The sequence below is a fragment of the Actinoplanes sp. NPDC049118 genome, from assembly GCF_040648555.1.
Lineage (GTDB): Bacteria > Actinomycetota > Actinomycetes > Mycobacteriales > Micromonosporaceae > Actinoplanes.
On the sequence record NZ_JBEZDY010000025.1, the window covers coordinates 79,837 to 106,384 of the forward strand.

A 26,548-nucleotide genomic window follows, 5' to 3' on the forward strand; every position below is an offset into this window, starting at 1 on the left:
GACCGCCCGCAGCAGCGTCCGAAGGAGTCACGATGACCGTCGCCGAGCTGTCCAGGCTGCTCACCGGCCGTCCCGGTGCGCCCGAGCCGTCCCTGGTCGGCTGGCTGGCCCGCCACGCCGCCCCGGCCGACTGGGACCTGGTGCTGCGGGCGGTGGCGCGGTACGGGCGGCTCGAACCGCCCGAGGGCTGGCCGGTCGTCCGGGCCGCGGTGGACGAGATCGCGCGGACCCGGGGGCTGGACCGTCCGGTCGCGCCGCCCCCGCCCCGGCTCGGCGACCGCGACCCCGGCGAACTCACCGAGGAGGAGGCCGCCTGGCTCCTGCCGGAGGCGGCGGAGCAGTGGCACGCCGACCTCCGCCGCTCCGCCCTGTCCGGACTCGAACGGACGCTCCTGGCCGGACAGGACTGGTACGCCGCCCTGCTGGTCGCCCACCTGGCGCCTTACCTCGGCAGCCAGCGCGGCCGGGCCGGGCGCCTCGTCGCCCGGCACGCGGGCGACTTCTGGCGGTCCCACCTGACGGCGCTGCTGGGCCGCGACGCCCCCGCCGGTTCGGCCGCCGCGGAACTGGACCTGTCCCACCCCGCCGTCGCCGGCCTCGACCGCGCCGCGCGGAACGTGCCGGACGCCGACCTGCGCGCCCTGTGCCGGCGGATGCTGTCCGCCCTGCTCTACCGCACGGATCGCGGTTCGAACGAGAGCGCCGGACCGGACCTGCGGCCGGGCAGCCTGACCGAGCCGCTCGGCGAGGAGCCCGCGCGGCGGCCCGCGCTCTGGGTGAACAACGGGCTCGCCGACCCGGTCGAGCGCCGCGCCCGTCCGGTCGGCCGCGGCCTGCGCACCGGCGCGGACTACCTGTTCTGGTTCGAGATCAGCGACACGCCGGACCCCGACTCGGCCGAGCGCGACCCCGCCGAGTTCCGGCTGCCGGACGAGGCCACCGCCGGTGCCCGGCTGCAGGTCACCCTCTCCACCCTGCCGGACGAACTCGCCGTCCGGCCCGGCCAGGAGACCGGCGAGCTGGTGGTCGGCGCCGGCGGCGAAGTGCTGGTGGCCCGCCAGCCGGACGGCTCGGCGCCGTCCGGCCGGCGCCTGTTCTTCCCGATCCGTACCCCGGCCGCGCCCGGTCGGCACCGCCTGCGCTGCAGCCTGCACCACAAGGGCCGGCTCCTGCAGTCCCGGACGCTGTCGGCGATGGTCGGCCCCGCCGAGCGGGAACAGGCCTGGGCCGTCGAGACCACCGTGGACTACCTCTCCGGCCAGGCGCTCGACCCGGGCGCCCTTGGCGCGATGAAGCCGATCGACCTCTCCATCATGGTCGACGACCGGGAGCCGACCGGCGGCCAGACCGGGCTGGTGATCGCACAGGGCGCTGAGGTGGCCTCCATCGGGATGTCCTCACAGGCCCTGGCGCAGCAGGTCGAACGCTGCCGGGCCGCGCTGCGGACGGCGTCGTACTCGAACAGCAGGCTGCCGGAGCCGGGCGAGTTCCACTACGACGACTACCCGGGCGCTCCCCCCGTACCGCCGGAGAAGTTCCGCCGCGACCTGGAGCTCATCGCCCGGCGCGGCAGCGACGCCTGGGTGGAGCTCGGCAGCCGCATCGCCGAGACGTTCCGGCGCACCGGCCGGTCCCACCTGCTGTCCGAGGCCGGCCCGCCGGGCTACGAGCACATCCCGCTCTGGCGGCTGTCGACCTGGCTGCGGCGGCCCCGGGTCATCGAGCTGGCCAACACCGCGGACCTCCAGGTCCTCGTCCCCGCCACGATGATCTACGACCGCCCGCTGGCATTGCGGGGACCCCTGCGGATCTGCGACGCCTTCCAGGCGGCACTGGCCGCGCACACCGGCCTGACCACCGTGGAGTGTTTCCGCGGTGACTGCCCCAACGACGGCGTCGAGGAGGTGATCTGCCCCAGCGGGTTCTGGGGCTTCCGCCACGAGCTCGGCTCGCCGCAGTCGATCGGCCAGACCGGCGGCGCCGACGCCAGCCGCGACGTGCCGCTCCGCGAGCTGACCATCACCTACTCGGGCCGGCCGCGCTGCGCCGTCGGCCGGGCCGGCGACTTCGGCCGCGACCACCCCGAATGGGTGAGCCGGCTGGGCGACGGCGCGCTCAAGGTCCGCACCGACGCGGTCAACCTCCTCGGCGACCTGCGCCGGCGCGACCCGGAGCCGCACCTGGTGTACTTCTACTGCCACGGCGACTTCTCCTACGGCATGCCGATGCTGCACTTCGACGCGGCCGGCCGGGACCTGATCGCGGCCACCGACCTGGCCTCGCGGGTCAGCTGGCCCAACAGCCGGCCGCTGGTGTTCCTCAACGCCTGCCGGTCGATCGCCACCCAGCCGGAGCACGCGTCCAACTTCATCGACGCGCTGGTCCGGTGGGCCGGCGCCTCCGGGATCGTGGGCACCGAGATCATCACCTACGAGCGGCTGGCGGCGGCCTTCGCGGAGCAGGTGCTCACCGAGTTCGTCCTGCACCGGCGCCCGCTCGGGGAGGCGATGCGCACGGCCCGCCTGGCGCTGCTGTCCCGGGGAAACCCGCTGGGCCTCATCTACACCGCCTACGCCCCGCCGCACCTCGACATGCGGGCCGCCTAGGGGGTGTCTCGCGGATCACGGCGTCGCCGAGCCGAGGTCCAGGTTTCGCGTCGCAAGCGGGGTGGAAGGTCGAATACCGGTGTTGTATTCGGCCTTCCAGCCCGCGCCGCGAGGCGGAAGCTGGGCCCGGCGCAGGCCGCCGTGATCCGCGAGACACCCCTAGCGGTCGCCGTAGTTCTCGCCGGGCACGGCGCGCAGGTGTGGCGGGCCGTCCCAGCGCTCGTCGCGGCCCTCGCCCCGGATGACGGTGAGATCGGGCCGGCCGGCGCCGCGCCGGCCGCCGCGGTCCCGGGCGGGCGGCGGCACGGAGTGGCGGGCGGCGTGGCGCCCGGTGTGCTCGTCGTCGCGGGCGGCCGGGCGGGGTTCCGGCGCCTCGTAGCGCGGCGCCGTACGCTCGCGTCGCGGCGCGTCCTCGTAGCGGTGCGTCTCGTGGTGGCGCGGTGCCGACCGGTGGCCGATCCGCCACCGGCGCACGTACTCCGAGGCGGCGGTGCGCAGCGCGCGCAGCGCGGCCGGGAGCAGCCGGCGCGGCCGGTCGCCGTGTATCCGCGGGTAGCCGACGGTGGCCACCTCCACCACCCGTAGCCCCTGCGCCGCCATCCGGATCGTGGTCAGGGTGTCGATCTCCGGTCCCTCGCCCCAGGCGAGGCCGCGGCGGGGGCCGCGCACGTCGGGAGCCGGCAGTTCGAGCGCCGGTATCAGCTCGCGCCAGTAGGCGTCGTAGCCGCAGGTGAGGTCCGTGAAGCGGGTGCCGAAGAAGAGGTTCACCGCGCGACTCAGCGCGAAGTGACCGAGGCGCTGGAGCGCGCCGCCGTCGCGGTGGTCGCCGCCGGGGCGGAAGCGGGAGCCGTGTGCCGCCTCGGCACCGGAGAGCAGGGCGTCGACGAAGCGGGGGATCTCGCCGGGGTCGGCGGAGCCGTCGGCGTTGAGGGTGACGACGATGTCGCCGGTGCTCGCGGCGAAGCCGCAGACGAGCGCGTTGCCCTTGCCGGAGCGGGTCTGCCGGATCACGACCACGTCGGGACGCACCTCCCGGGCGACCGCGACGGTGTCGTCGTGCGAGCGGCCGTCGACCACGACGACCTCGTCGACCGGGGGCAGGTTCTCCAGGATGAGGGGCAGGTTGTGCTCCTCGTTGAGGGCGGGGATCACCACGGTCACGGAGGGGGAGGACCACCGGTCGTGGTCTGTCGCCGGATGGCGCGGCGCGGGAGGCATGGCGGTGGCTCCTCGGCGGGTGCGGGGTCTGCGGGGAATCGGGGGACCGGTCATCAACTTACCAATCGACTACGGTGAGTCAACTAGGCGGAACGGTGACCGGGATGGACCGACCGGTCAGGAAGGTATTTGCAGGTCCTGTGCGTCTTAACCGGTTTAGTGGTCCACAATGTGGACGGTGCCGAAGTTACCGAGAGTAATTTCTGCGCGGGGATACCGGGGCATTTCCGGTCGCTGAAGATCCGTAACGTAATGAATTCGCCGCCCTGTGCGGCACTAGGGTTCTTGCGGGCCGCCTTGCCGGGCGCCCGCCGATCGAGAGGAGACCGCTGAGTGGAACCGGGCCTGCACACGACCGATCTCGCCCCGCCCGCGATCGAGGCGCCGTGACGGTGCGCGCGGTGGTCTTCGACCTGGACGGCGTCATCATCGACACCGAGGAGGTCTGGGAGGAGGTGCGCCGCGGCTACGTCGCCGAGCACGGCCGGCGGTTCCTGCCCGACAGCCAGAGCCGGATGATGGGCATGAGCACGCCCGAGTGGTCCGCCCACCTCAGCGTGGACGTGGGCGTTCCCCGGAGCCCGCGGGAGGTCGCCGCGGACGTGCTCGACCGGATGGCCGGACGCTACCGCGAGGCCCTGCCGCTGATCCCGGGCTCGGTCGAGGCGGTGCGGCGCATCGCCGGGCACTTCCCGGTGGCCCTGGCCAGTTCGTCCGCGCGGCTCCTCATCGACCAGGTCCTCGAGACGGCCGGGCTCACCGACACGTTCCAGGTGACGCTGTCCACCGAGGAGGTTCCGCGCGGCAAGCCCGCGCCGGATGTGTACCTGGCCGCGGTCGAACGCCTCGGGCTGAGCCCGGACGTCTGCGCGGCCGTCGAGGACTCCAGCAACGGCCTGCGTGCGGCCGGTGCGGCGGGGCTCGCGGTCATCGCCGTGCCGCACGCGGTCTACCCGCCCGCCGAGGACGCGCTGGCGCTGGCGAGCCTGGTCATCGACGGCCTGGACGAGCTGACGGTCGAAGCGGTCGAGAGGCTGCGCTGAGCGCCGATCCGGGCCCCGGCGGGTGCGGCCGGCTACAGCAACATCATGAACTGCATCGAGGCCCTCTTCTCGGGCGAGGTGCCGCTCGCCGCCGACTGGTGGGGGTCTTCGACGGCAGCGCTGAGATCGACAAGGCGCAGGGGGTCCGGATCAACCTCTGGATGGGGCTTGCGATGCTGGCCCTTGGTGTTTTCTTCCCGATCTGGCTATTGTTACGCCCGGTAGGGTCACCAGGACGGAAAGTGAGATCGGCGGAAGATGTCGGCCGGGAGGCGTCCGCCGAGGACTGAAAGCGGCCGCGCCGGTCGTCCGTTCGATGGAGAGTGAGGTTCGGCCCGGGTGCAAGCTGGTTGCACCGGATGCCGGAACCTTCCGATTCTGATCATCTGCTTCCGATACTCAATGCATGGAACCCGTCGCCTCTGTAAGCCTCGCCAGCGCCGGTCAGCGGCCCGCTGGCTGGCAGATGCAGCTTCGTGTTGACTTTGCGGTCAACAGGGTCATGCAGACGCATCGCGGTCAGTCCGAGGATGCGGTTGCCCAGGCCATCCAAGAACAGCTTCGCAGCGTCGGCGTCGTGCCGAACTGGAGGCAGATCGCCCAGTACGCCGCGGTAATCAGCCAATTGCCGCTGCTGCCCCCCAACGACCAGGCTTGATCCCCCCGAGCCGGCCCCGCCCGTGACACCTCGCGGGCGGGGCCGAGCCGGTGGTTCCCGGCCCGGAAGGTCACCGGGCGGGGAACCGGAGAATTCTGTCGTCGCCATCCTGTACGTCCCTACCGCGGTCCGTGTTCGACGTGGTGAGCCAGAGTGCGCCGTCCGGCGCGACGGCTACGGTTCGTAGCCGCCCGTACCGTCCGGAGAACTCGGCCCTCGGCTCGCCGCCGTCGAGCGGCACGGTCCAGAGCCGCTGTCCCCGCAGCGCGGCGGCGTACAGGGTGTCGCCGGCGATCGCCGCCCCGGACGGGGAGGCCACGTCGGTGCTCCACGTGACGATCGGGTCGGCGTACCTCGCTCCGCCGCCCTTCCCCTCCACCTCGGGCCAGCCGTAGTTCCGGCCGGGCTTGATCACGTTGACCTCGTCGAACCGGTTCTGGCCGAACTCGATGCCGTACATCGTGCCGTCCGCGGCCCAGGCGAGGCCCTGCACGTTGCGGTGCCCGAGGCTCCAGACCGGCGAGCCCGGCGTCGGGTTGCCCGGCGCGGGCCGGCCCTCCGGGGTGATCCGCAGGATCTTGCCGTTGCTGTCGCCGGCGTCCTGGGAGGCGGTGCCGTCGCCCGCGTCGCCCGTGCCCGCGTAGAGCATCCCGTCCGGGCCGAAGGCGATCCGGCCACCATTGTGGATACCGGCCTTGTCGATCCCGTCGAAGATCACTTCCGGGTCCCCGCCGCCGAGCTTGAAACGCACGATGCGGTTGTCGTCCGCGGCCGTGTGGTAGGCGTACACCCATCCGGTCTCGGCGTAGTCCTCGGCCACCGCGAGGCCGAGCAGGCCGCCCTCGCCGGCCGCGGCGACGCCCGGCACCTCGAAGACCTGCTCCGGCGCACCGCCGCCCGGCGCCACCCGCAGCACCCGTCCCCGGTCCCGCTCGGCGACCAGCGCGCTGCCGTCGGGCAGGAACGCCAGCCCCCACGGCACGTCCAGGCCGGTCGCCACGGTCTCGGGGGCGCTCAGGTCCGGCACGCCGCCGCTCACGGAGCGTGCCGAAGCCGACGCCACCGGCGCGGCCGCCGGCGCTGCGGCCGTGGGCCGGGATGTGGCCGGATCGCCGCTCGAGCAGGCGGTCAGCAGGGCGGCGCCCATCACGGCCAACCCAATTCCCCAGGGTGCATTCGTCCGAACGGCGGTTGACATTGGTTCACCGTGCACCGCGGTCCTGAAAGAAACCTGAACGGATGCGGACTGTTATCAACTCTACACCGATTGACTGATTTGCATCCTTGACAGCGTCTCGGGGTGGCCGGGAGGGTCCACGGACGACCTTCCCACCCATGGAGGCTCCAAACCATGACCCGAACTCGTTGGGTTACCGCCTGCGCATTATCGATAGCGACAGCGGCCGCCACGGTCCTGTCCGGAATCGCGCCGGCGGCCGCCGCGGCACCGGAGGACACCCTCGCGGTCTACGTCGGCACCCTCGACGCAGCACAGCTCGAACGCCTGCGCGCGGTCGGCATCGACCACGCCGAAAGCGCGGTGACCGCCGCCGCCGAAGGCAAGGTCGCCGTCGAGACCATCCTGGGCACGCGCCAGGCCGACCGGCTCGTCTCCGCGGGCGTGCCGCTGACCCGGAAGCGGCCCACGACGGCGATGCGCCGGCAGGCCGCCGCCGCGCCGACGGTCTTCCGGCAGTACAACGCCCCCGGCGGCATCCGCGACGAACTCGCCGCCACGGCCGCCCGCAACCCGCGCCTGGCCAAGCTGGTCACGATCGGCCGGACGGTGCGCGGCGTACCGATCCAGGCCGTGAAGGTGACGCGCGACGCCCGCGTGGTCCCCGACGGCCGGCGTCCCGCGGTGCTCTACCTCGGCGGCCAGCACGCCCGGGAGTGGATCACTCCCGAGATGAACCGGCGCCTGATGCACCACGTCATCGACAGCTACGGCACGGACCCGGAGCTGACCCGGCTGCTCAACGGCACCGAGCTGTGGTTCCTGCCGGTGGTCAACCCGGACGGCTACGACTTCACCTTCACCGAGGGCCACCGGCTGTGGCGCAAGAACCTGCGCGACAACAACGGCGACGGTGAGATCACCGCTGGCGACGGCGTCGACCTCAACCGCAACTTCGCGGAGAAGTGGGGTTACGACAACGAGGGTTCGTCGCCCGACCCGGCGAGCGAGACCTACCGCGGCCCGAAGGCGAACTCCGAACCCGAGACGAAGGCGCTCGACGCCCTGTTCAAGCGGGTCGGCTTCGAGTTCCTCATCAACTACCACTCGGCCGCCGAGCTGCTGCTCTACGGCATCGGCTGGCAGGTCAGCACGCCGAGTCCGGACGACCAGATCGCGATCGCCCTGGCCGGCGACGACGCGCACCCGGCGGTCGCCGGCTACGACCCGGACATCTCGGCGGAGCTGTACACCACCAACGGCGACACGGACTTCCACGCACAGGTGCGTACCGGATCGATCGGTTTCACGCCCGAGATGAGCACCTGCCAGACCATCTCGAACCTGTACCCGGACGACCAGTGGAACGCGGCGGACTGCGAGAGCGGCTTCAACTTCCCGGACGACGAGAAGCTGGTCCAGGAGGAGTTCCTCAAGAACCTGCCGTTCGCCCTCTCGGTCGGCAAGTCGGCGCAGAGCCCGGACAACCCGGTGTCGGTCGTCGGCCGCAGCACCGCCGACCTGACCGTCGACGCGTTCGACACCTCGTACGGCTCGCGCCAGCAGGTGGCCGTGACCGCCCGGCGCAGCCTGCGCGACGTCACCCTGCACTACCAGGTCAACGGCGGCCGCGAACGCACCGCCGGCACCCGGGAGTGGAACGACGGCGAGCGGTACGGCGACGACCTCGACAAGTGGTTCGCCGAGCGGCGCGGCACGGTGCCCAAGGCCCGGGCGAAGGACAAGGTGCAGGTCTGGTTCACCGCCCGCAAGGGCCGGGAGACCGTGAAGTCGGCCGCCTTCACCTACACCGTCGCCGACCAGATCGGCGGCGACGTGCTGGTGCTCGCCGCCGAGGACGTCACCGGTGTTTCGCCGCCGAACACCGACGGCGCGACCAGCGCCCGGTACGCCGACGAGCACGTCGCGGCCATCAGGAGCGCCGGCCGCAAGGCCGACGTCTACGACATGGACACCAACGGCCGCAAGGCGCCGCACCCGCTGGGCGTGCTGTCGCACTACGACGCCGTGGTCTGGGAGACCGGCGACGACATCATCCCGCGCGCGCCCGGCCAGCCGGGCGGCACGATCGCCCGCTCCGCCCTGGAGACCGAGCTCGCCGTCCGCGACTACCTGAACGAGGGCGGCAAGCTGCTGCTCGCCGGCAAGTACGCGGGCTTCGCGCAGGGCGCCAACGGCGCGTACGTGTACCAGCCGAACGGCCCGGGGGAGTGCACCAACGCGACCGACCCGACGTGTCTGCCGATCGCGAACGACTTCGAGCAGTACTGGCTCGGCGCGTACTCGTACGTCGACGACGGCGGCACCAGCCCGGACGGCACGCCGAACCCGCTGACCGGCACCTCGGGGGCCTTCACCGGCTTCTCGGCCACGCCGGCCGGCGACCACACCGCCGCCTTCCTGTCCACCTCGAGCTTCCTGCCTCGCTCCGAGTTCCCGCAGTTCACCAGCTCGGCCCCGCTCGACTGGCAGCTGCCCGGCGCCGCGCCGTACGACCCGTACGACGGTGACTGGTACCTGTGGAGCGGTCAGGCGGACGTCTCCTACAAGCGGCTCACGAAGACCGTCGACCTCACGTCGGCGAGCGCCGCGCACCTGAAGTTCCAGACGTCCTTCGACACCGAGGCGAACTGGGACTTCCTCTTCGTCGAGGCGCACGTCGTTGGCACGGACGACTGGACGACGCTGCCGGACGCGGGCGGGCTGACCTCGACCGAGACCGGCGACAGCTGCCAGTCCGGCATCGCCACCATCCACCCGTTCCTGGCCCACTACCAGGGCGCCGACTGCAGCGCGACCGGCACCACCGGCACCTGGAACGCGGCGACCGGCTCCAGCGCAGGTTGGAAGCAGTTCGACGCCGACCTGTCCGCGTACGCGGGCAAGCAGGTGGAGCTCTCGATCTCCTACATGTCCGACTGGGGCACCCAGGGTCTGGGCGTCTTCCTGGACGCGGTCCAGATCGAGACCGACGGCGTCGTGGCGCAGCAGACCTCGTTCGAGGCCGACCTCGGCGGCTGGACCGTCGCCGGGCCGCCGGCGGGCTCCGGCGTCAACAGCACCGACTGGGCGCGCAGCCAGCTCGCCTTCGACTCGGGCGCGGCCACGGCCACCCGGGACAGCGTCTACCTGGGCTTCGGCCTGGAGGGGCTGCCCGAGGCGGACCGGGCCGACCTGGTCCGCAGGGTGCTGCGACACCTGAAGGTGTAATCACTTTCGGACGTAAAACGCCCATATGTGCAGACCGCGCCGCGCGCTTTCCTCTAAACAGGAGGCGCGCGGCGCGCCTGCCGTGCAGGGCGGAGACACCGGTGCGAGCGACCACACGGCCGATTCTGGCCTCGTTCCTGACTGTCCTGGCGGCGTCGACCTTGATCGCGACCCCGGCCCGCGCGGAGCGGGACGCGGCGCCGAAATGGACGGCATGCGCCGACGACGAGACCGCCCAATGCGCCTCGCTCGGGGTTCCGGTCGACTGGCGGAAGCCATACGGGCCGGCCATCAAGATCGCGATCGCCCGCCGGCCGGCCACCGACCCGGGGAGCCGGATCGGCATGCTGGTGATCAACCCGGGCGGTCCCGGCGGCTCGGGCGTCGACTTTGCACTCGGCAGCACCTCCTTCCTCAGCCCGGAGCTGCTCCGCCGGTTCGACATCGTGGGCTTCGACCCGCGCGGCGTCTCCCGCAGCAACCCGATCGTCTGCTCCACCGCCCTGCTGGCCGCGGCGCCGCCGATCACCGTCGACGGCGCGCGGGAGTACGAGGCGGCCGTCGCCTACAACCGCCGGCTCGCCGACGACTGCGCCGAGCGCACCGGCCCGCTGTACGGCCACGTCGACACGCTCAGCGTCGCGCGGGACCTGGAGGCGCTGCGGGCCGCGCTCGACGAGGAGAAGATCAGCTTCTACGGCGCGTCGTACGGCACCCTGCTGGGCGAGCAGTACGCCGCCCGCTATCCGCACCGGATCCGCGCCCTGGTCCTGGACAGCGTCGTGGACCACAGCATCGACGTGGGCGACTTCCTCGGCGACGGTGCCGCCGCCGCGCAGGACGCGTTCGAACAGTTCGTCAGGTGGTGCGGTCGCAGCCTCGAGTGCGCGGTGCACGGGCGTGACGTGCGCGGGCTCTGGAACGGGCTGCTCGCCGCCGCCCGCGGCGGCAGGCTACGGGATCCGTACGTGCGCACGGACCGGCTGACCGTCTACGAGCTGGTCAAGGTCGCCGTCGAGTCCCTGTACGAGCCGCAGTGGCACTCCCTCGGCAATTATCTGAGGGACGCGGCCGCGGGCCTTGACCTGGCCATGGGCCTGGACCTCGGCCTGGCATTGGGCCTGGACCTGGGCATGGACCTCGACCTGGGCATGGACCTCGACCTGGATCTGGGCCCGGGCATGGTCGGCCGGCTGGCTCCGGACGTCGACGTCAGCGAGCACAGCTACCCGGCCGCGTTCTGCAACGACTGGGTCGTGCCCGTCACCGGGTACGCGGACCTGCGGGCCAACCTGGACCGGGCTGCCGCCAGGGCGCCGCAGATGCAGTTCTCCCCGCAGACGCTCTCCTCGGTCAACACCTGCCTGGGCTGGACCCGGGGCACCGACAACCCGCAGGCCCCGCTGGCCGCCGCCCGCACCGGCCCGGTGCTGGTGGTCAACGCCCGGCACGACCCGGCCACCCCGTACGCCTGGGCCCGCAACGTCGCCGCCCAGCTCGGCCCACGGGCGTCGCTGCTGACCTACGAGGGCTGGGGCCACGTCGTGTACGGCCGCAACGACTGCGTGAACGCGGCCGTGGATCGCTACCTGATCGAGCTCCGGCCGGCCGCCGCCGGGGCGAGCTGCCCGGGGCTGGAGCCGAAGCCGGCCGGGGTCGGCGGCGTCGTGCTGGCCGAGCCGTTCCCGTTCTCGGCGTCCATTCACGACAATGGCCGATTTTCGACCCGGCCTCGTGCCTGAGGCATCCGAGCCGTTGACCGCAGCCGGGACCTGGCGCGCCGGCCACGTTGGAAAAGGCTCAATGCTCACCCTTGGTGAAGAGCGCGCCCCGGGTTGTGCGCCGCACCGCGTGCCGGTAGGCAGGAGAGGTCTGTCCACTGTCTCATCGCTCGGAGGCATGATGCGCCCGTCCGCGCTGGCCATGGCGGCCACGCTCACCCTTACCACCGCCGCGCTCGTGCCCGCCGCGGCGTCCGCGCACGGCGGCGCGCCGCCGCGGGACCCCACCGCCGTCGGGTACGGCGGCGCCGTCTCGACCGTCGACCCGATCGCGACCGCGGTCGGGCTCGATGTCCTGCGGCGCGGCGGCAACGCGGTCGACGCCGCCGTGGCCGCCGCGGCGACGCTCGGGGTCACCGAGCCGTTCTCCGCCGGCATCGGTGGCGGCGGATTCTTCGTCTACTACGACGCCGGGCAGCGGCGGGTGCACACCATCGACGGCCGGGAGTCCGGCCCGGCGACGATGACCGAGGACATCTTCGTCGACCCCGCGGACGGGCTGCCGTACGACTTCCAGGAGGCCCGGGTCAGCGGCCTGTCCGTCGGCACCCCGGGCACCCTCGCCACCTGGGAGGCGGCCGCCGACAGGTGGGGCACCCGGTCGCTGGGCAGCCTGCTCGCGCCCGCCGCCAGGGTCGCCGACCGGGGCTTCGCCGTCGATGCCACCTTCCGGCAGCAGATCGCCGACAACGCCGCCGCCTTCGGGCAGTTCGATGCCACGAGCGAGCTCTATCTGCCCGGTGGCGCCCCTCCCGCGGTGGGCTCGACGCAGCGCAATCCCGACCTGGCCGACACCTACCGGCTGATCGCCGCGCGCGGCACCGACGTCTTCTACTCCGGCCCGGTCGGCGCCGACCTGGTCCGGACGGTGCGGCGCCCGCCGGTCTCCGACGATCCGGCCGGCACCTGGGCCTACCCGATCCGCCCCGGCGACCTGCGGCTCTCCGACCTGGCCGGGTACCGGCTGCGGTTCCCGGCGCCGACCCGGTCCGGCTATCGCGGGCTGGAGGTCTACGGCATGTCGACGCCGTCCAGCGGCGGCACCGCGGTCGGCGAGGCGCTCAACATCCTCGAGGGGACCGATCTCTCCAGGGTCCCGACGATCCAGGCCCTGCACCGCTACGCCGAGGCGACCGCGCTCTCGTTCGCCGACCGCAACCGTTACGTCGGCGCCTACACACCGCGGTCCACCCTGAACAAGCTGATCAGTGACGGGTGGGCGGCGCAGCGCGCCTGCCAGATCGATCCCGCGCACGCGCTCACCAAGCCGGTGCCGCCCGGTGACATCCACGCCTCCGGGTGCACGCCGGTCGCCGTCGGCGGCCCGGTCGAGGATGGCCAGAGCACGACCAACCTCACCGTCGCCGACCGCTGGGGCAACGTCGTCGAGTACACGCTGACCATCGAGCAGACCGGCGGCAACGCGATGGTCGTGCCCGGCCGCGGCTTCCTGCTCAACAACGAGCTGACCGACTTCAACTTCACCGGTACGCAGGGCACCGCGCCCGATCCGAACCTGCCCGGCCCCGGCAAGCGGCCGCGGAGTTCGATGTCGCCGACGATCGTGCTCAAGGACGGCCGGCCGTTCCTCGCGCTCGGCTCGCCCGGCGGCGCCACGATCATCACCACCGTGCTGCAGGTGCTGATCAACCGGATCGACCTGGGCATGACGCTGCCGCAGGCGATGGCCGCCCCGCGGGCCTCGCAGCGCAACTCCGCCGGCATCCAGTCCGAGCCCGCCTTCCACGCCCGGTACGGTCCGGGGCTGACCGAGCTCGGCCACAGCTTCGGGCCGGACGTCGCGGAGCTGGGCGCGGCCACCGCGATCGAGTTCCGGCCGGGCGGTTCGATGATCGCCAGCGCCGAGCCGGCACGACGCGGCGGCGGGGCGGCGGGGGTGGTCCGGCCCCTGCGGTGAGCGGGCCCGGCCCCGCCTCGGCGGGGCCGGGGCTCAGGCCGTGAGCGCGATCGTCAGCGCGCCCGCGGCGACCATCACCGCGGCCCACAGCCGGTCGATGTTGAACCAGGCCCGGCGCAGCACGCCGAGGCCGACGAACTCGTAGACCAGCAGCGCGCAGGCCGCCATCACGGCGAACATCGCCAGCGTGTGCACGCCCGCCGCGAGCAGCCCGTCCAGGGCCGCGGCGGGCGTGCCCGCCAGACCGGCGGGTGCGGCGGGTGCGGCGGCCGCCAGGTGCGCCACATGCCCGGCCGGGTGCGCCGCCGACGTCGTCGCCAGCACGGGCAGCAGCATCAGCCCCGCGCCGTGCGCCGACGACATGAGGAACGACCAGCCGGCCAGCTGCGCCGCGGACAGGCGCATGCCGGCCCACCGGAAGTGCCGGGCCGAGAGCAGCCGCCACAGCCCGAAGCCGACCAGGACGGTGCCGCCCACGATCGCGACCAGGTTCCCGGCGACGACCGATTCCGTCGCCGACACCACCGCCGCGACGATCGCCACCGAGGCCAGGTGCCCGGCGGCGATCGGCGGCAGCGAGCACAGCAGCACCGGCCGGCTGCGCTCCTGCATGCCGCGGCCCACCGCGAAGAGCCAGCCCATCGCCGGGTTCAGCCCGTGGAAGGCGCCCAGCGCGGCGAGCACCGCCAGTTGGCCGGCCGTCACGGGAAGCAGTACGAGTCCGACGAGGCGTCCCCGCCCTGCAGCCGGGTCTGGTGCACCCGGCGGCCCCTGAAGTCGTCGCCGCGCGGGAAGAAGCGCGGATCCGGCGTCATGCCGCCCGTCGCCGGGTCCACGTCGATCTTCGCCATCCAGGCGCCGACGCCGTCGGGGTAGAACTGGTCGTCCCAGGCGCCGTAGAGCGAGTTGGTCACGTAGACGCGGCGGCCGTCGCGGGACACCTCGACCATCTGCGGGCCGCCGCCGAGCCGCTCCTGCGGGAACGACGGGTGCGCCACCCGGCCGACGATGCCGCCGAGGCGGATCGAGGCGGTCTCCACCGGGTGCAGGGGGTCGGAGACGTCGAACTGTTTCAGCTCGCCGGTGCCCCAACAGGAGACATAGAGGAAGCGGTCGTCGACGGAGAGGTCGATGTCGGAGATCAGCGGCGGCACGGCGCCGAACGGCTTCAGCGCCGGCGGCAGGTCCGCGGCGTCGGCGGGCTCGGCCGGCACGTCGATCACCTTGGTGACGGTGAACTCGCCGCCGGAGCGCTGCCAGACCCACACCGACGCCGACAGGTCCTCGACGCTGATGACCACGCCGAGGAAGCCGTACTCCCGGCGGGGGTCGTGCGCCGGGCGCAGCTCGAGGGTCATCTGGTACTGGTCACCGAGGTCGACCGTCTGCACCAGGGTGCGCTTGGCCAGGTCCCAGAAGTGCAGGCGGTGGCCGTACTTCCGGCCGAGCAGCAGTTCCGGCACCAGCCCGTCCTCGATCATGGACGGAGTGCCCCACTCGGAGGAGACGAGCACGTCGCGGGTCAGGTGCCACCAGAAGTCGTACGCCAGGTGCTGGTCGCCGCGGTCGTTCTCCCAGGCGCCGCGCACCTCGAAGGTGCTGTGGTCGAGCACCGCGATGCCGCCCGGGCCCTCGGATGAGCCGCCGCCGAGCGCCGAGACGTAGATGCCGTCCGGCCCGCAATGGACCGTGTGCGGCCGCGAGTAGCCGGCCTTCGCGGCCAGCTCCTCGGCCGGGATCTCCTTGACCAGTACGGGGCTGCGCGGGTCGTCCCCGGTGTCCAGCACGTAGATCCGCGAGGAGCGCAGGCCGGGAACGATGAGGTGGCGCCGCTCGACGTGCGGGTGCGGCGCGGTCGGGCACAGGGCGCTGCTGCACGCGTTCCACCCGAAGTGGTGCAGCTCGTCGCCGGTGTGCGGCAGGTCGGTCCAGCCGACCACCGTGCCGTACGAGTCGGAGGCGGGGTCGGTGTCGACGACGGCGATGGCGTCCGGAAGCTCGGCCGAGCGGTCGAACGCGGCGACGTACGCCAGCCGCTCGGCGGGTGCGTCCGCGGCATCGCGTGGTGAGGGGTAGAACGTCGGATCTGGAGTCCACCGGGTCATGCCCGTCATCCTTCTCCGGAGCGGGTGCGGTGACCAGAGTCACAATTGTCAACGACCTGTCAACGGGCGTTCAGCGGCAGCCGGACCAGCACCGTCGTGCCCGGACCCTCGTGCTCGGAGAGCTCGATGCTGCCGTGGTGGCGCTGCACGACCGCGCGGCTGAGCGTCAGCCCCAGCCCGCTGCCGGGTATGGCCCGGTCCCGGGCCCGGCTCGTGCGGTAGAGCCCGGTGAACATCTTCTCGCGCTCGTCCTGCGAGACGCCGATCCCGGTGTCGGAGACCGCGAGCTCCGCGGTCCGGCCCGCGGCCCGCAGCGTGACGCGGATCTCCCCGCCGTCGGGGCTGTACTTCACCGCGTTGCTGAGCAGGTTGTCGACGACCTGCCGCAGCCGCTCGCGGTCGCCGGGCAGGACGAGATGTTCGGGCAGCTCGTCCACGATGGTGACCGGCTCGCCGGAGACCGCGTCCCGGGTGCGCTCCACCGACTCGCGGACGATCTGGGCCAGGTCGACGGGGGTGAGCCGGACCGAGGCGTGCCCGGTGTCCAGCGCGGACAGTTCGAGCAGCTCGTTGATGATGTGCCGGAGCTGGGTGGCGTTGCGGTCGATGACCTCGAGCAGCCGGGGCCCGTCCTTGACCAGGCCCTCGGCGTCGGCGTCGCGCAGCAGTTCGGTGTAGGCCGCGATCGACGTCAGCGGGGTCCGCAGCTCGTGGCCGACCAGCGCGAGGTATTCGCTCTTGCTGCGGGCCAGTTGCCGCTGGAGGTCCTCGACGAGCCGCCGCTCGATGAACTGTGCGATCTGCGCCGAGATGCCGGACATCAGGGCGACCAGCTCGTCCTCGGGGTCCTCGATGGTGTCGGCGAACGCGACCAGGACCCCGAGGGTCTCGAGCCCGTTGCGGACGGGTACGGCCAGCGCCGTGTGCAGCTGCGAGGCGGCGGCGGTCGCCGGAGAGATCAGGCTCTGCGGGCGCCCGACGTCGCGGATCCACAGCGGCTTGCCCGCCTGCCAGGCGCGCCCGGCCAGCCCGGTGCCGTACGCCAGCTCGCCGGGCACCTCGATGTCGGCCTGCCAGAGCGGGGAGTGCCAGCTCGCGGCGGAGCGCACCACCGCGGCGGCGTCGTCGACGAGCCAGAGCTCGGCATGGGTCCAGCCCAGCGTGCCGACCACGGCCTCGAGCACCCGCGGCCCGGCGGCCTCGACGCTGGCGGCGGTGGCCAGGGCGGTGACCACGGCGAGCTCGCAGGTGCGGAACCGCTCGGCGCGCTTGCGCCGGGTCACATCCTGCACGGCCTGTACGGCGCCGACGGTCCGCCCGTCCGACCCCAGGATGGGCTGGGCGTCGATCAGGTAGTGGTGGGTGCGCTGTCCCCGGAGCTGGAGCATCACCTCCTCGTCGCGCAGCCGCTCGCCCCGCAGGGCCCGGTACAGGGCGAAGTCCTCGCGCCGCAGCGGGTTGCCGTGCGCGTCGGTCAGTCCCGCGTCGGCCGCCTCGTCCAGGTCGACGGGGAACGGCCCGCTGCCCCACAGCTTGTGCATCCGCGCGTTGGCAAGCACGATCCGCCCGTCGGCGTCGCAGGCGATGACCCCGTCGTGCAGGCTGTCGACCACGGCGTCGAGAAAGCGGTGCTGCCGATCGATCTCCAGCCGGGCGAGCTGCTCGGTGATGAGCATGTTGGCGACGTGTGCCGCGTCGGTGACGGCGGCGACGTGAGCGTCGGTCCACCGGCGCGGCTCGCTGTCGAGGGCGCAGCAGACGCCGACGATGACGCCGTCGTCGTCCCGGATCGGATGACCCAGGTAGGCCCCGGTCAGGCCGGCCCGGTGCACGGGTGAACCCGCCGGGACCCGGGGATCCGCTCCGAGATCCTCGATGGCCAGCGTCTGCCCGCTGGAGATCAGGATGCCGGCCAGGGTGTCCTCCAGCCTGACGTCGGCGACCTCCTCCCACGGCACGCTGAGGCCGTGGCCGCCGTAGCTGCGCAGCCGGTCACCCTCGACGAAGTGCACCAGGCCGGCGGGGGCGTCGGCGGCGCGGGCGATGAGCGCGGCGAGCTGGTCGGCGGCGCCACTGGTGAGCAGGTTCCGGCGCGGGGTGGAGTCGTGCTGCCAGCCCGCCGTGCGGGGAGTCCAGGTGCCCAGGGTCGGTGCGGGCGCGGACGGATCCGAGTCCGTGGCCGGTGGGGGCGGATCCGGATCCGGTCCGGCGGGCCCGGCGCTCGGCGCTCCCGGACCGGGCTGACGCCCGAGGCCAAGATCACTTTGCCGCATGCTCCGACCTCCGCCCTCCAGCCTACGGGCGGCAAAGCCGTAAAAACGGCAAACCGGAGGTTAAGGCCTACCTGCGCCGATAGATCAGGTCGAAGACCTCTCGACCCGCGGTGACCCCGCGCCGCTCGAACTTGGTCTCCGGGCGGTGTGCCGGGCGCGGCGCGTAGCCCTCGTGCGCGTTCGACAGGCCCGGGTCGGCCGACAGTGTCTGCGCCATCGACTCCGCGTAGTGTGCCCAGTCCGTCGCGCAGTGCAGCGTGCCGCCGGGCCGGAGGCGCTCCCGCAGCAGGGCGACGTTGGCCGGCCGGATCAGGCGGCGCTTGTGGTGGCGGGCCTTGGGCCAGGGGTCCGGGAAGAAGGCGTGCACCGCGTCGAGGGCGCCCGGCCGGATCTTGCGGACCAGCTCCATCGCATCGCCGTGCACGACCCGGACATTGGTCAGACGTTTCTCGCCGATCAGCGCGAGCAGATTGCCGATGCCCGGCGTGTGCACCTCGACGGCCAGCAGGTCGCGGCCGGGGTCGGCCTCGGCCATCGCCGCCGTCGAGTCGCCCATCCCGAAGCCGATCTCCAGCACCCGCGGCGCCTCGCGGCCGAACAGCTCCGCCAGGTCGAGGGGTGCGCGGTCGCCGTCGAGGACGGTGAGGCCGTACGCCGGCCAGAGATCGGTCATCGCGTCCGCGTGCCGGGCACTCATCCGGCCCCGCCGGGGGTGGAACGTCCGGATCGGGCGTTCGGTCGTGTCGCTCATCAGGCCGCCCAGGATACGCGGCGGGCCGGCCCGGAGTACCGGGCCGGCCCGCGGCCGTTCCGCCTGCCGCCGCCCCGGCCGGGCGCGGCGGCGTTCGTTCCCTTACCGCTTCGGCTGGACGTTCGGCTGCGAGCCCTCGTGGAACGGGGTCCGCGCACCCGTCGCCAGGTTGATGACCATGACCCAGGAGCCGCCGCGGTAGTTGCCCGTCAGGACGCCGCGGGCCTTGTCGACGTACGCCATCTCGCGGTCCAGGCTGGCGCCGACGTTGCGCTTCTTGCCGGTCGCGACGTCGTACTCGACCACGTGCACCGGCTCGTTCTCGGCCGCGGTCTCGCCGCGCTGCCAGGCCGTCCAGGCCAGCTTCGCGCCGTCCGCGCGCCAGTTCGGCACCACCGCGAAGCCGGAGGTCTGCAGGCTGCCGCCGCCGTACGCCGCCACGGTCTTCTCGCCGCCGGTGGCCACCGTGCCGATGCTCAGGCAGGCGTCGTAGATCGATTCGCAGTCGCCGCCGCGGAACGCGACCCTGGAGCCGTCCGGCGACCAGGCCACCGCGTCGTCGTAGCGCAGCCGGTCGGTGAGCGTGCCGGCCGCGGCGACCTTCGTGGCGGCGGGCTCGTCCGGCAACTCCTGCTCGCGGCAGGAGCTGGGGAACACCACCTCGGGCTTCGCGCCGGCACCGGTCGCCGAGATCCGGTAGACCCCCGGGCCGCCGGTGCAGGACAGCGACGCGAAGGCGATCGTCCTGCCGTCCGGCGCCCACGACGGGCCGGCCGCGGCCCGGGTGGTCAGCCGGCGCTTGGCGCTGCCGTCGGCCTTCATGGTCCACAGCTGACGGGCCTTGAGCAGCGCGATCGACTTGCCGTCGGGCGAGAAGCGCGGGCGCGACCAGCCGCCGCCGGTGGTCAGCTTCGTCTCGGCCGCGCCCTTGCTCACGTAAACGTCACCGGAGCGGACGTACGCAACCAGGCTCGGCATCGTCGGCGTGGCCGCCGCGGCGGGCGCCGTCTGGAACAGCGCCCCCGCGGCGACCCCCGCCACCGCCACCACCGTGTTGCCCGCAAGCCGCGTGACTGCCTTCATACCGAACGCCCCCCGACGTAGTCCCCGCTTATACCTCCAGCATCGTCGCAACCGGGCTGCAACTAAGAAGTTCCCACGCCGAAACCTGGAAAATTCCGGACCGTCCGGGCCGGGGGGCCTTGATCAGGCGGCGGTTGCCGCCCACATCGCGATGAACGCGGCCGCCTCGCCCGCCAGCCAGCGCTCGATGTCGCCGGCCTTCGCGCCCGGATCCATCCGGTGCGAGGTGCCGCGGCGCAGGTCGACCAGGACCGGTTCCGCGCCGGGCAGGATCTGGTCCATGTGCCGGGCCATCAGGTGCAGCGTCGCGGTGATCGCCTCGGGGGTCGGCGGCTGCTCGTCGAAGTGCAGCCGGACCGCCTCGCGGCGGCCGTCCGCGTAGCGCAGCCCGAAGTGCGGGTTGATCTTCACGGCGAGCGGGCCGACGGAGGCCAGGGCGTCCCGGGTCTGCGCGAGGCTGACGTCCTCCGGGTCGCCGAGCGAGTGCAGGTAGGTCGTCGCGCCGGAGCCGACCGCCTCGTAGAGCGGCTTCCACCGCGGCTTCACCAGGTCGGGTACGCCGTTGAGGTAGCTGCCGCCGGTGCGGAAGGCGATGTCGGCCTTGAGCGCCTTGACCAACTGGCCGTGCGGGTTGAAGCCGGAGCGGCGCTCGCGCTGACGCCGGAGTCCGCCGACGAACGTGGCCTTGGCCGGGCCCGTGCGTGCGACATATCGGGTGAACCCGAGCATCGTGGTGTATGGCGGAATAGTTGACAAAACAGGCGTCGTCACAGTGATCTCCCCGCAGCTCAGCGCTGGTTTTAGTACACACATACTAATCGACGGGTACGACATTCCCCAAACTTCGGGTGGTCGTGTGGATGCTGTGAGTGATCAATGAATACTGGAAGCCATGGCATTGATCCGTTGCGACTTCTCCTCCGAGGCGCTCGAGCTCGGCACCTCCATGACCGTGCTGCTCCCCGAGCGTGCGGGCGCCCAGATCGGGCTCACCGGACACGACACCGGTGCGCCGCCGCCGGTGCTCTACCTGTTGCACGGCCTGACCGACGACGACACCGCCTGGACCCGCTACACGTCCATCGAGCGGTACGCGGCCGAGCGCGGCCTGGCCGTGGTCATGCCACAGGTGCACCGCAGCTTCTACGCCGACGAGGCGTACGGGGCCAGGTTCTGGACGTACCTGTCCGAGGAGTTGCCGGCAGTGGTGTCGTCGTTCTTCCGCGTCTCGACCCGTCGCGAGGACACCTTCGTGGCCGGCCTGTCGATGGGCGGCTACGGCGCCTTCAAGTGGGCGCTGCGCGAGCCGGAGCGGTTCGCGGCCGCCGCCAGCCTCTCCGGCGCGCTGGACCTGGCGTACATCAGCCAGTGGGACAAGCGCCCGCACATGGCCGCCCTCATCGCCCGGGTCTTCGCAGGCCGCCCGGTCGCCGGCACCGGCGACGATCTGCTGCACCTGCTCGCCACCAGCGGCGGTGACCTGCCGCGGCTGCTGCTGCGCTGCGGCACCGGTGACCACCTGGTGGCGCAGAACGAGCGGTTCGTGGCGGCCTGCCGCGAGCACAACGTGGCGATCGACGCCGCCTTCGGGCCGGGCGCCCACGAATGGGGCTACTGGGACGCCCAGATCCGGACCGTCCTCGACTGGCTGCCGCTGAAGAACCGGGCGAAGGCGTCATGATCCGCCGGATACCCGGGCCCGCCGTGTCGGAATGCGCCTTCCGGGCCTGGGCGTCCGACAATGCGACGTGACGGATCCTCCGTCGACAGTCAACGGCTGGAGTCAGGCACATGGCGGTGACCAGGAAGCCCGGGGTTGCGTCGAGCGGGGCCGAGGGCGCGGGCACGACGGTTGAGATCGTGGCGCACGCGCACACCGCGGCGGCGCCGGCCGTCACCTGGTCGGTCCTCACCGACCACTTGGGAATGGCCGCGTGGACACCGGCGCGGACGGTGACGATCGAACACCAGGGCGATCCGCGGTCCGCCGGCGTCGGAACGATCCGGGTCGTCTCGGGCTGGCCGCTGCGGCTGCGGGAGCAGATCATCGCCGTCGACGAGCCGACCCGGATCGCCTACCGGCTGCTGTCCGGCCTGCCCGTCCGCGACTACGTCGGCGAGACCGTCCTGCGTGAGGCGCATGCGGGCACCGACATCGTCTGGAAGGTCACCGTCACGCCGCGATGGCCCGGCACGGCCTTCGTCCTGCGCCGGGTCGTGCGGGGGCTGGCGAACGGCCTCGCGCGCGAGGCCGGGCGGGTGGCGCAGGCCGGGAACCGGCGCGGCCCGAGCGGGCCCTGACCCGCGAGACACCACCCCCTTACGAAACAGGCGCTAGGACCGCAGGCTGCTGGCCATCCGGGCCTGCTCCTCGAGGACCTCGTTCATGCGCGCCTGCACGGCGTCCATCTGGCCGATCGTCTCGCTCGTGGTGAGGATGCCGGCGGAGACCGTGCGCGCGCTGTTCTGGATCCCGGTGATCTGCTCCGAGACGCGCTGGGTGGCCTCGGCGGTCTCCCGGGCGAGGTCCTTGACCTCGCCCGCCACCACGGCGAAGCCCTTGCCGGACTCGCCGGCCCGGGCCGCCTCGATTGTCGCGTTGAGCGCCAGCAGGTTGGTCTGCTCGGCGATCGACGAGATGATCTTGATGACGTCGCCGATGGCGGTGGACGCGTTGCCCAGCGCCTCGACCTCGTTTGTCATGTCGGAGGCACGGTTCACCGCGTCCTGGGCGACCCGGGTCGCGTCGTCGCTGGCCGCGCGCAGGCGCGAGACGGTGTCCAGCAGGGCCTGTGCGTTGTCCGCGGTGTTCTCCACGGCGCGGACGATCTCGAGCCGTTGCGACACCAGCTGCGCCACGTTGCGCAGCGCCGACGCCCGCGACTCGGACAGCTCGATGAATTCCGTGGTGAAGAAGTCCATCGTGCCGACGATGCGGCCGTTGCTCACGATCGGGAAGCACACGCCGGAGCGCACCCCGGCCGCGCGGGCGACGGGCGCCCGTACGCAGTCGGTGAGCTCGCTGACGTCGCGGACGAAGACCAGGTCCCGGGCCCGCCAGGCCCGGCCGGAGAGGCCGACGCCCTCGGCGAAGGTGGCGGCCAGCGTCACCTTCCGGAACTCGTCGCCGGCCGTGCCCGAGTCGACCTTGAAGCGCAACACCTGCTGCTCCTCGTCGACCTCCCAGTACGAGCCGTACGCCCAACCGAACGCCGTGCGCACCGAGTCCAGCGTGTTGCGCAGCGCCGACGACGAGTCGGACGTGTCGCCGAGCGCGGCGACCACGTTCGTGACGGCGGCCCGGTCGTCGGCGGCCTGCCGCAGCTCGGCGGCGGCGACGGCGCTGAACCGGGCCTGCTCGGCGATGCGCGCGATCGACGCCCACTTCTCGCCCCGCGGCCCGTCGATGTAGAGCGGCTCCGCCGAGTAGTACTCCAGCACCGCGATCTGCTGGTCGCGGTGCAGCACGGGGATCACGACGGCGGCGGCCATGCCGGCCCGGCCCGCGGCCTGGCAGCGCAGGCAGTCCTCGCATCCGGCGAGCGCGCCGAGGTAAACGAAGCGTTTCGTGCTCCACGCCTTGCCGACCAGCCCCACGTCGGCCGGTACGGGCCGGTCCGCAACGACGGCACGCAACTCGGGCGTGATCGGCCCGGTCTCGTACACCACGGAGAGGTTGCCCTCGCCGTCGGGCAGCCACGCCGCGCCGTAGCTGAAGTTGTGCGACTCGACGGTGCTGTCGACGGTGATCCGCCACGTGGACGCCGCGTCGGTGACCTGTTCCAGATCCGTGATCAGCTTTTCAAGGCTCTCGACGTCCTGCGGCACGGGCCGCAGCGTCGCGTGGGCCGCAGGCCGTGATCGAAAAGGGGGCACCGTGTCGCTCCAATGCTGTCCATCACCCACACCGCAGTCCACTAATCATGGGACAGCACGGCCCGGCCCCGGGCCGGATTGACGAAGCCTGCGAGATGCCCCTAATCCGTGTCGCGGGCCTGCTCGGCCAGGAAACGCTCCAGCTCGGCGCCGAGCTCCTCGGCGGTGGGCAGCGGACCCTCCGACTCCGCCAGCAGGTTGCCCCGGCGCCCGCGCAGGAAGGCGTCGTACTGCGCCTCCAGCGAGGCCACCAGCCGGCTCGCCTGCTCGTCGCCGGCGATCTGCTTGTCGACCTCCTCGCGGACCAGCTCGGCGGCCTCGCGCAGCTGACCGGTCGGCAGGGCCAGGCCGGTCGTGCGGGACACGGAATCCAGCAGCAGCTCGGCCGCCGCCGGATACGTGGTCTGCGCCAGGTAGTGCGGCACGTGGGCGGCGTAGCCCATGGCGTCGTGGCCCGCCTCGCCCAGCCGGAACTCGAGCAGGTTGCCGACGCTCGCCGGGACCTGGACGCGCTGCAACCACGACTCGCGGTCGCCGAGCAGGCGCTGGTCGGTGGCGTGCGCGGTGATGCTCACCGGGCGGGTGTGCGGCACGGCCATCGGGATGGCGTTGAGGCCGACGGTCAGCTTCACGCCCAGGCGCTCGATCAGGGCGGTGACGGCCGCGATGAAGCGCTCCCACTGCAGGTCCGGCTCGGGGCCCGCGAGCAGCAGGAACGGCGTACCGAGCCGGTCGCGCACGAGGTGCAGGGCCAGGCTCGGCTCCTCGTAGCTCTCCCAGTGGTCCTCGACGAAGATCATCGAGGGGCGGCGGGAGCGGTAGTCGAGCAACTGGTCGACGTCGAAGGTCGCTAGGACCCGGCCGTCGAGCTGCTCCAGCAGGTGTTCGCGGGAGAGCTGGATCGCACTCCCGGCGTCGACGAAGCCGGTGAGCGCCTGGAGGAGCACCGGGGCGTCCAGCTCGGGCAGGTCGTCGGCCAACTCGTAGAGCCCGTGTGGGTCGAGCACGCTTTTGACCTCCTCAACATGAGCCCGCAGGGGGCGGGCATTGTGTTGTCAACACCGGAGCCCCCGCGTTCATTCCTGCCGTCCGACGAGGACCGGTGGGGAACGATCTTGCCAAACGTCGCTAGACCCGGAACTGGGCCACCAGCGTCTGCAGCTCCTCGGCGAGCCGGGACAGCTCGCCGGCCGTGCGCCGGGAGTCACCGACGCTGTCGTTGGTGCTCTGCGCGGCCTCGGCGACGGCCGTGATGGTCTGCGCGATCTCCGTCGATCCGCCGGCCGCCTCGGAGACGCTGCGCCCGATCTCGGTGGTGGTCGCGGTCTGCTCCTCGACCGCCGAGGCGATCGTGTCGGAGTACGCGTTGATCCGCTCGATGACCTCGGCGATCTGAGCGATCGCGTCGACCGCGGCCGAGGTGTCCGTCTGGATCGCCTGGATCCGGCTGGAGATCTCCTCTGTGGCCTTTGCGGTCTCCTGGGCCAGGTCCTTGACCTCGCTGGCGACCACGGCGAAGCCCTTGCCGGCCTCGCCCGCGCGGGCCGCCTCGATTGTCGCGTTCAGGGCCAGCAGGTTGGTCTGCTCGGCGATCGAGGTGATCACCTTGACGATGTTGCCGACCTCGGCGGAGGAGACGCCGAGCTTGGCGACCGTGCTGTTGGCCGACTGGGCCACCTCGACCGCGCCACGGGCGACCTCGGCGGCGTCGGCGGCGCTGGTGGCGATCTCCCGGATCGACGCGCTCATCTCCTCCGAGGCGGCGGCGACCGTGGCGACGTTGGCGCTGACCTGCTCGGCGGCGGTGCTGACGTGGCCGGCCCGCGAGCTGGTCTGCTCGGAGTTCACCGAAATGCGGCCGCTGACCTCGGTCATCTCCTGCGCCGAGCCGGCCAGGGTGTGGCTGCTGCCGCTGATCTGCGAGATCGTGCTGCGCAGGGTGGCCGCGGCCCGGTCGAGCTGGATGCCCATCCGCCCGATCTCGTCGCGGCTGGCCATGCCGACCTTGGTGGTCAGGTCGCCCTCGGCGATCCGGTCGATGACGTCGGAGACCACCTTGACCCGCTTCACGATGCCGCGGGCGATCGCCAGGCCCAACGCGGTGGCGAGCACGAGGCCGACGATCAGCACGATGATGACGAAGTTGCGGCCCGACTTGTACGCCGCCTCGGCGTCGGCCTTGTTCGTCTGCGCCGCCGCGTTCTCCTGGTTGGCGAGCTCGAGGAGGTTGTACTTGGCCCGGATGATCGCCGGCGTGAGCTGGCTGTCGCGCACGGAGATGACCGCGGCGGGGTTGCCGCCGTTCGCCGCCTTCAGATAGTTGTCACGGGCGACCGTGTACTTGTCCCACAGGAAGATCGTCTGGTCCATCAGGGCCGGGTTGACGGTGTTGGCGCTGTACGCGACGTTGTCCGCGTCCACCGCCGCATCGAGCGCCTTGATCTGCGCCAGCAGCGCCGGGTCGGGCGTCTGGCCGTAGGTGAGCACGTTGGCGTGCATGCTGCCGACGTCCGAGGTGATCTTGTTGAGCTGCTGCGACGCCACGAAGCTCTCGTCGTAGAGGCTGCTCACGGCCTTGTTCAGCGTCGACATGCTCAGGATCGCCGCCGCCCCCACCAGCGCCGCGACCAGCGTCATGGTGCCGACGATGATGAGGATCTTCGTGTTCAGCGACCGATTGGCGATCCAGTGCCCCGCCGGGTTGTTCCAGCGCTTCCGGGCGTCGGTTTTGGGCGCGGCGGCAGTCATCGGTGGGCAACCTCGTGAGTAGTCCGGCGGGGAACGGATCGTCCCTTTCCCACTATCGACTGCCATACGGGTTCATCGGG

The 26,548-nt window shown here is 72.3% G+C and carries 19 protein-coding genes; 8 read left to right on the forward strand and 11 right to left on the reverse strand.

Going from position 1 to position 26,548, the window contains the following annotated elements; translation table 11 throughout:
- The first annotated feature begins 32 nt into the window (after positions 1–32).
- A complete protein-coding gene (locus tag AB0B58_RS32285) occupies positions 33–2,606 on the forward strand; it encodes a CHAT domain-containing protein (protein WP_360231336.1) in 2,574 nt (857 codons plus the stop codon).
- A 159-nt stretch (positions 2,607–2,765) separates the two neighbouring features.
- On the opposite strand, the gene AB0B58_RS32290 is transcribed toward AB0B58_RS32285, so the two are convergent.
- The gene (locus tag AB0B58_RS32290) at positions 2,766–3,824 is read right to left on the reverse strand and encodes a glycosyltransferase family 2 protein (RefSeq protein ID WP_360231339.1); all 1,059 of its coding nucleotides are present in this window, start codon (positions 3,822–3,824) and stop codon (positions 2,766–2,768) included.
- Positions 3,825–4,210: 386 nt separating this feature from the next.
- Between AB0B58_RS32290 and AB0B58_RS32295 the strand changes: the two genes are divergently transcribed.
- Positions 4,211–4,867 carry an HAD family phosphatase gene (locus tag AB0B58_RS32295; protein ID WP_360231342.1) on the forward strand — a complete coding sequence of 219 codons (657 nt, stop codon included), beginning with the start codon at positions 4,211–4,213 and terminating at the stop codon, positions 4,865–4,867.
- Between the two features lie 406 nt (positions 4,868–5,273).
- Positions 5,274–5,525 (forward strand): hypothetical protein, encoded by a 252-nt coding sequence (locus tag AB0B58_RS32300; RefSeq protein ID WP_360231345.1) that lies wholly within the window; start codon positions 5,274–5,276, stop codon positions 5,523–5,525.
- A 70-nt stretch (positions 5,526–5,595) separates the two neighbouring features.
- Here the strand turns inward: AB0B58_RS32300 and AB0B58_RS32305 are convergent, their stop codons facing one another.
- On the reverse strand, positions 5,596–6,672 hold the full coding sequence (locus AB0B58_RS32305) for a PQQ-dependent sugar dehydrogenase (protein ID WP_360231348.1): 1,077 nt from the start codon (positions 6,670–6,672) through the stop codon (positions 5,596–5,598).
- Between the two features lie 204 nt (positions 6,673–6,876).
- Here AB0B58_RS32305 and AB0B58_RS32310 point away from each other — a divergent pair, with 204 nt between their 5' ends.
- The 3 genes from AB0B58_RS32310 (at position 6,877) to AB0B58_RS32320 (ending at position 13,632) form a co-directional block, all read left to right on the forward strand.
- The gene (locus tag AB0B58_RS32310; RefSeq protein WP_360231351.1) at positions 6,877–9,933 is read left to right on the forward strand and encodes a M14 family zinc carboxypeptidase; all 3,057 of its coding nucleotides are present in this window, start codon (positions 6,877–6,879) and stop codon (positions 9,931–9,933) included.
- 101 nt (positions 9,934–10,034) lie between these two features.
- Positions 10,035–11,675: an alpha/beta hydrolase gene (locus tag AB0B58_RS32315; protein ID WP_360231354.1), complete on the forward strand. Its 1,641-nt coding sequence runs from the start codon at positions 10,035–10,037 to the stop codon at positions 11,673–11,675.
- Between the two features lie 160 nt (positions 11,676–11,835).
- Entirely contained in the window at positions 11,836–13,632 is a 1,797-nt protein-coding gene (locus AB0B58_RS32320; protein WP_360231455.1) for a gamma-glutamyltransferase family protein, read from the forward strand.
- A gap of 33 nt (positions 13,633–13,665) precedes the next feature.
- Here AB0B58_RS32320 and AB0B58_RS32325 read toward each other — a convergent pair whose 3' ends face one another.
- The 6 genes from AB0B58_RS32325 to AB0B58_RS32350 all read right to left on the reverse strand — a co-directional run bounded on the left by AB0B58_RS32325 (position 13,666) and on the right by AB0B58_RS32350 (position 20,657).
- The gene (locus tag AB0B58_RS32325) at positions 13,666–14,337 is read right to left on the reverse strand and encodes a hypothetical protein (RefSeq protein WP_360231357.1); all 672 of its coding nucleotides are present in this window, start codon (positions 14,335–14,337) and stop codon (positions 13,666–13,668) included.
- The gene (locus tag AB0B58_RS32330; RefSeq protein ID WP_360231360.1) at positions 14,334–15,737 is read right to left on the reverse strand and encodes a selenium-binding protein SBP56-related protein; all 1,404 of its coding nucleotides are present in this window, start codon (positions 15,735–15,737) and stop codon (positions 14,334–14,336) included. The genes AB0B58_RS32325 and AB0B58_RS32330 overlap by 4 nt, the downstream gene beginning before the upstream one ends.
- Before the next feature lie 59 nt (positions 15,738–15,796).
- On the reverse strand, positions 15,797–18,010 hold the full coding sequence (locus AB0B58_RS32335) for an ATP-binding protein (protein WP_360231363.1): 2,214 nt from the start codon (positions 18,008–18,010) through the stop codon (positions 15,797–15,799).
- A 67-nt stretch (positions 18,011–18,077) separates the two neighbouring features.
- A complete protein-coding gene (gene trmB, locus AB0B58_RS32340) occupies positions 18,078–18,761 on the reverse strand; it encodes a tRNA (guanosine(46)-N7)-methyltransferase TrmB (protein WP_360231366.1) in 684 nt (227 codons plus the stop codon).
- 102 nt (positions 18,762–18,863) lie between these two features.
- A complete protein-coding gene (locus AB0B58_RS32345) occupies positions 18,864–19,844 on the reverse strand; it encodes a hypothetical protein (protein WP_360231369.1) in 981 nt (326 codons plus the stop codon).
- Between the two features lie 123 nt (positions 19,845–19,967).
- Complete coding sequence (locus AB0B58_RS32350; protein WP_360231372.1) at positions 19,968–20,657, reverse strand: hypothetical protein; 690 nt, start codon at positions 20,655–20,657, stop codon at positions 19,968–19,970.
- A 79-nt stretch (positions 20,658–20,736) separates the two neighbouring features.
- Between AB0B58_RS32350 and AB0B58_RS32355 the strand changes: the two genes are divergently transcribed.
- Positions 20,737–21,525: an alpha/beta hydrolase family protein gene (locus AB0B58_RS32355; RefSeq protein ID WP_360231375.1), complete on the forward strand. Its 789-nt coding sequence runs from the start codon at positions 20,737–20,739 to the stop codon at positions 21,523–21,525.
- A gap of 110 nt (positions 21,526–21,635) precedes the next feature.
- A complete protein-coding gene (locus AB0B58_RS32360; RefSeq protein ID WP_360231378.1) occupies positions 21,636–22,145 on the forward strand; it encodes an SRPBCC family protein in 510 nt (169 codons plus the stop codon).
- 33 nt (positions 22,146–22,178) lie between these two features.
- Here AB0B58_RS32360 and AB0B58_RS32365 read toward each other — a convergent pair whose 3' ends face one another.
- From AB0B58_RS32365 to AB0B58_RS32375, 3 genes are all read right to left on the reverse strand, one after another.
- Complete coding sequence (locus AB0B58_RS32365; protein WP_360231381.1) at positions 22,179–23,672, reverse strand: methyl-accepting chemotaxis protein; 1,494 nt, start codon at positions 23,670–23,672, stop codon at positions 22,179–22,181.
- A 149-nt stretch (positions 23,673–23,821) separates the two neighbouring features.
- Complete coding sequence (locus AB0B58_RS32370; protein WP_360231383.1) at positions 23,822–24,727, reverse strand: PAC2 family protein; 906 nt, start codon at positions 24,725–24,727, stop codon at positions 23,822–23,824.
- Between the two features lie 121 nt (positions 24,728–24,848).
- Positions 24,849–26,468, reverse strand: coding sequence for a methyl-accepting chemotaxis protein (locus tag AB0B58_RS32375; RefSeq protein WP_360231386.1), 1,620 nt, complete (start codon positions 26,466–26,468; stop codon positions 24,849–24,851).
- Between the last annotated feature and the right edge of the window lie 80 nt (positions 26,469–26,548).

Excerpts from the sequence above, each read along its gene's own strand:
- AB0B58_RS32285 (WP_360231336.1), top strand. The coding sequence starts at position 33 with ATGACCGTCGCCGAGCTGTCCAGGCTGCTCACCGGCCGTCCCGGTGCG.
- AB0B58_RS32290 (WP_360231339.1), bottom strand. The coding sequence starts at position 3,824 with ATGCCTCCCGCGCCGCGCCATCCGGCGACAGACCACGACCGGTGGTCC.
- AB0B58_RS32300 (WP_360231345.1), top strand. The coding sequence starts at position 5,274 with ATGGAACCCGTCGCCTCTGTAAGCCTCGCCAGCGCCGGTCAGCGGCCC.
- AB0B58_RS32305 (WP_360231348.1), bottom strand. The coding sequence starts at position 6,672 with ATGGGCGCCGCCCTGCTGACCGCCTGCTCGAGCGGCGATCCGGCCACA.
- AB0B58_RS32310 (WP_360231351.1), top strand. The coding sequence starts at position 6,877 with ATGACCCGAACTCGTTGGGTTACCGCCTGCGCATTATCGATAGCGACA.
- AB0B58_RS32320 (WP_360231455.1), top strand. The coding sequence starts at position 11,836 with ATGCGCCCGTCCGCGCTGGCCATGGCGGCCACGCTCACCCTTACCACC.
- AB0B58_RS32330 (WP_360231360.1), bottom strand. The coding sequence starts at position 15,737 with ATGACCCGGTGGACTCCAGATCCGACGTTCTACCCCTCACCACGCGAT.
- AB0B58_RS32335 (WP_360231363.1), bottom strand. The coding sequence starts at position 18,010 with ATGCGGCAAAGTGATCTTGGCCTCGGGCGTCAGCCCGGTCCGGGAGCG.
- trmB (WP_360231366.1), bottom strand. The coding sequence starts at position 18,761 with ATGAGCGACACGACCGAACGCCCGATCCGGACGTTCCACCCCCGGCGG.
- AB0B58_RS32345 (WP_360231369.1), bottom strand. The coding sequence starts at position 19,844 with ATGAAGGCAGTCACGCGGCTTGCGGGCAACACGGTGGTGGCGGTGGCG.
- AB0B58_RS32350 (WP_360231372.1), bottom strand. The coding sequence starts at position 20,657 with ATGTGTGTACTAAAACCAGCGCTGAGCTGCGGGGAGATCACTGTGACG.
- AB0B58_RS32355 (WP_360231375.1), top strand. The coding sequence starts at position 20,737 with ATGGCATTGATCCGTTGCGACTTCTCCTCCGAGGCGCTCGAGCTCGGC.
- AB0B58_RS32360 (WP_360231378.1), top strand. The coding sequence starts at position 21,636 with ATGGCGGTGACCAGGAAGCCCGGGGTTGCGTCGAGCGGGGCCGAGGGC.
- AB0B58_RS32375 (WP_360231386.1), bottom strand. The coding sequence starts at position 26,468 with ATGACTGCCGCCGCGCCCAAAACCGACGCCCGGAAGCGCTGGAACAAC.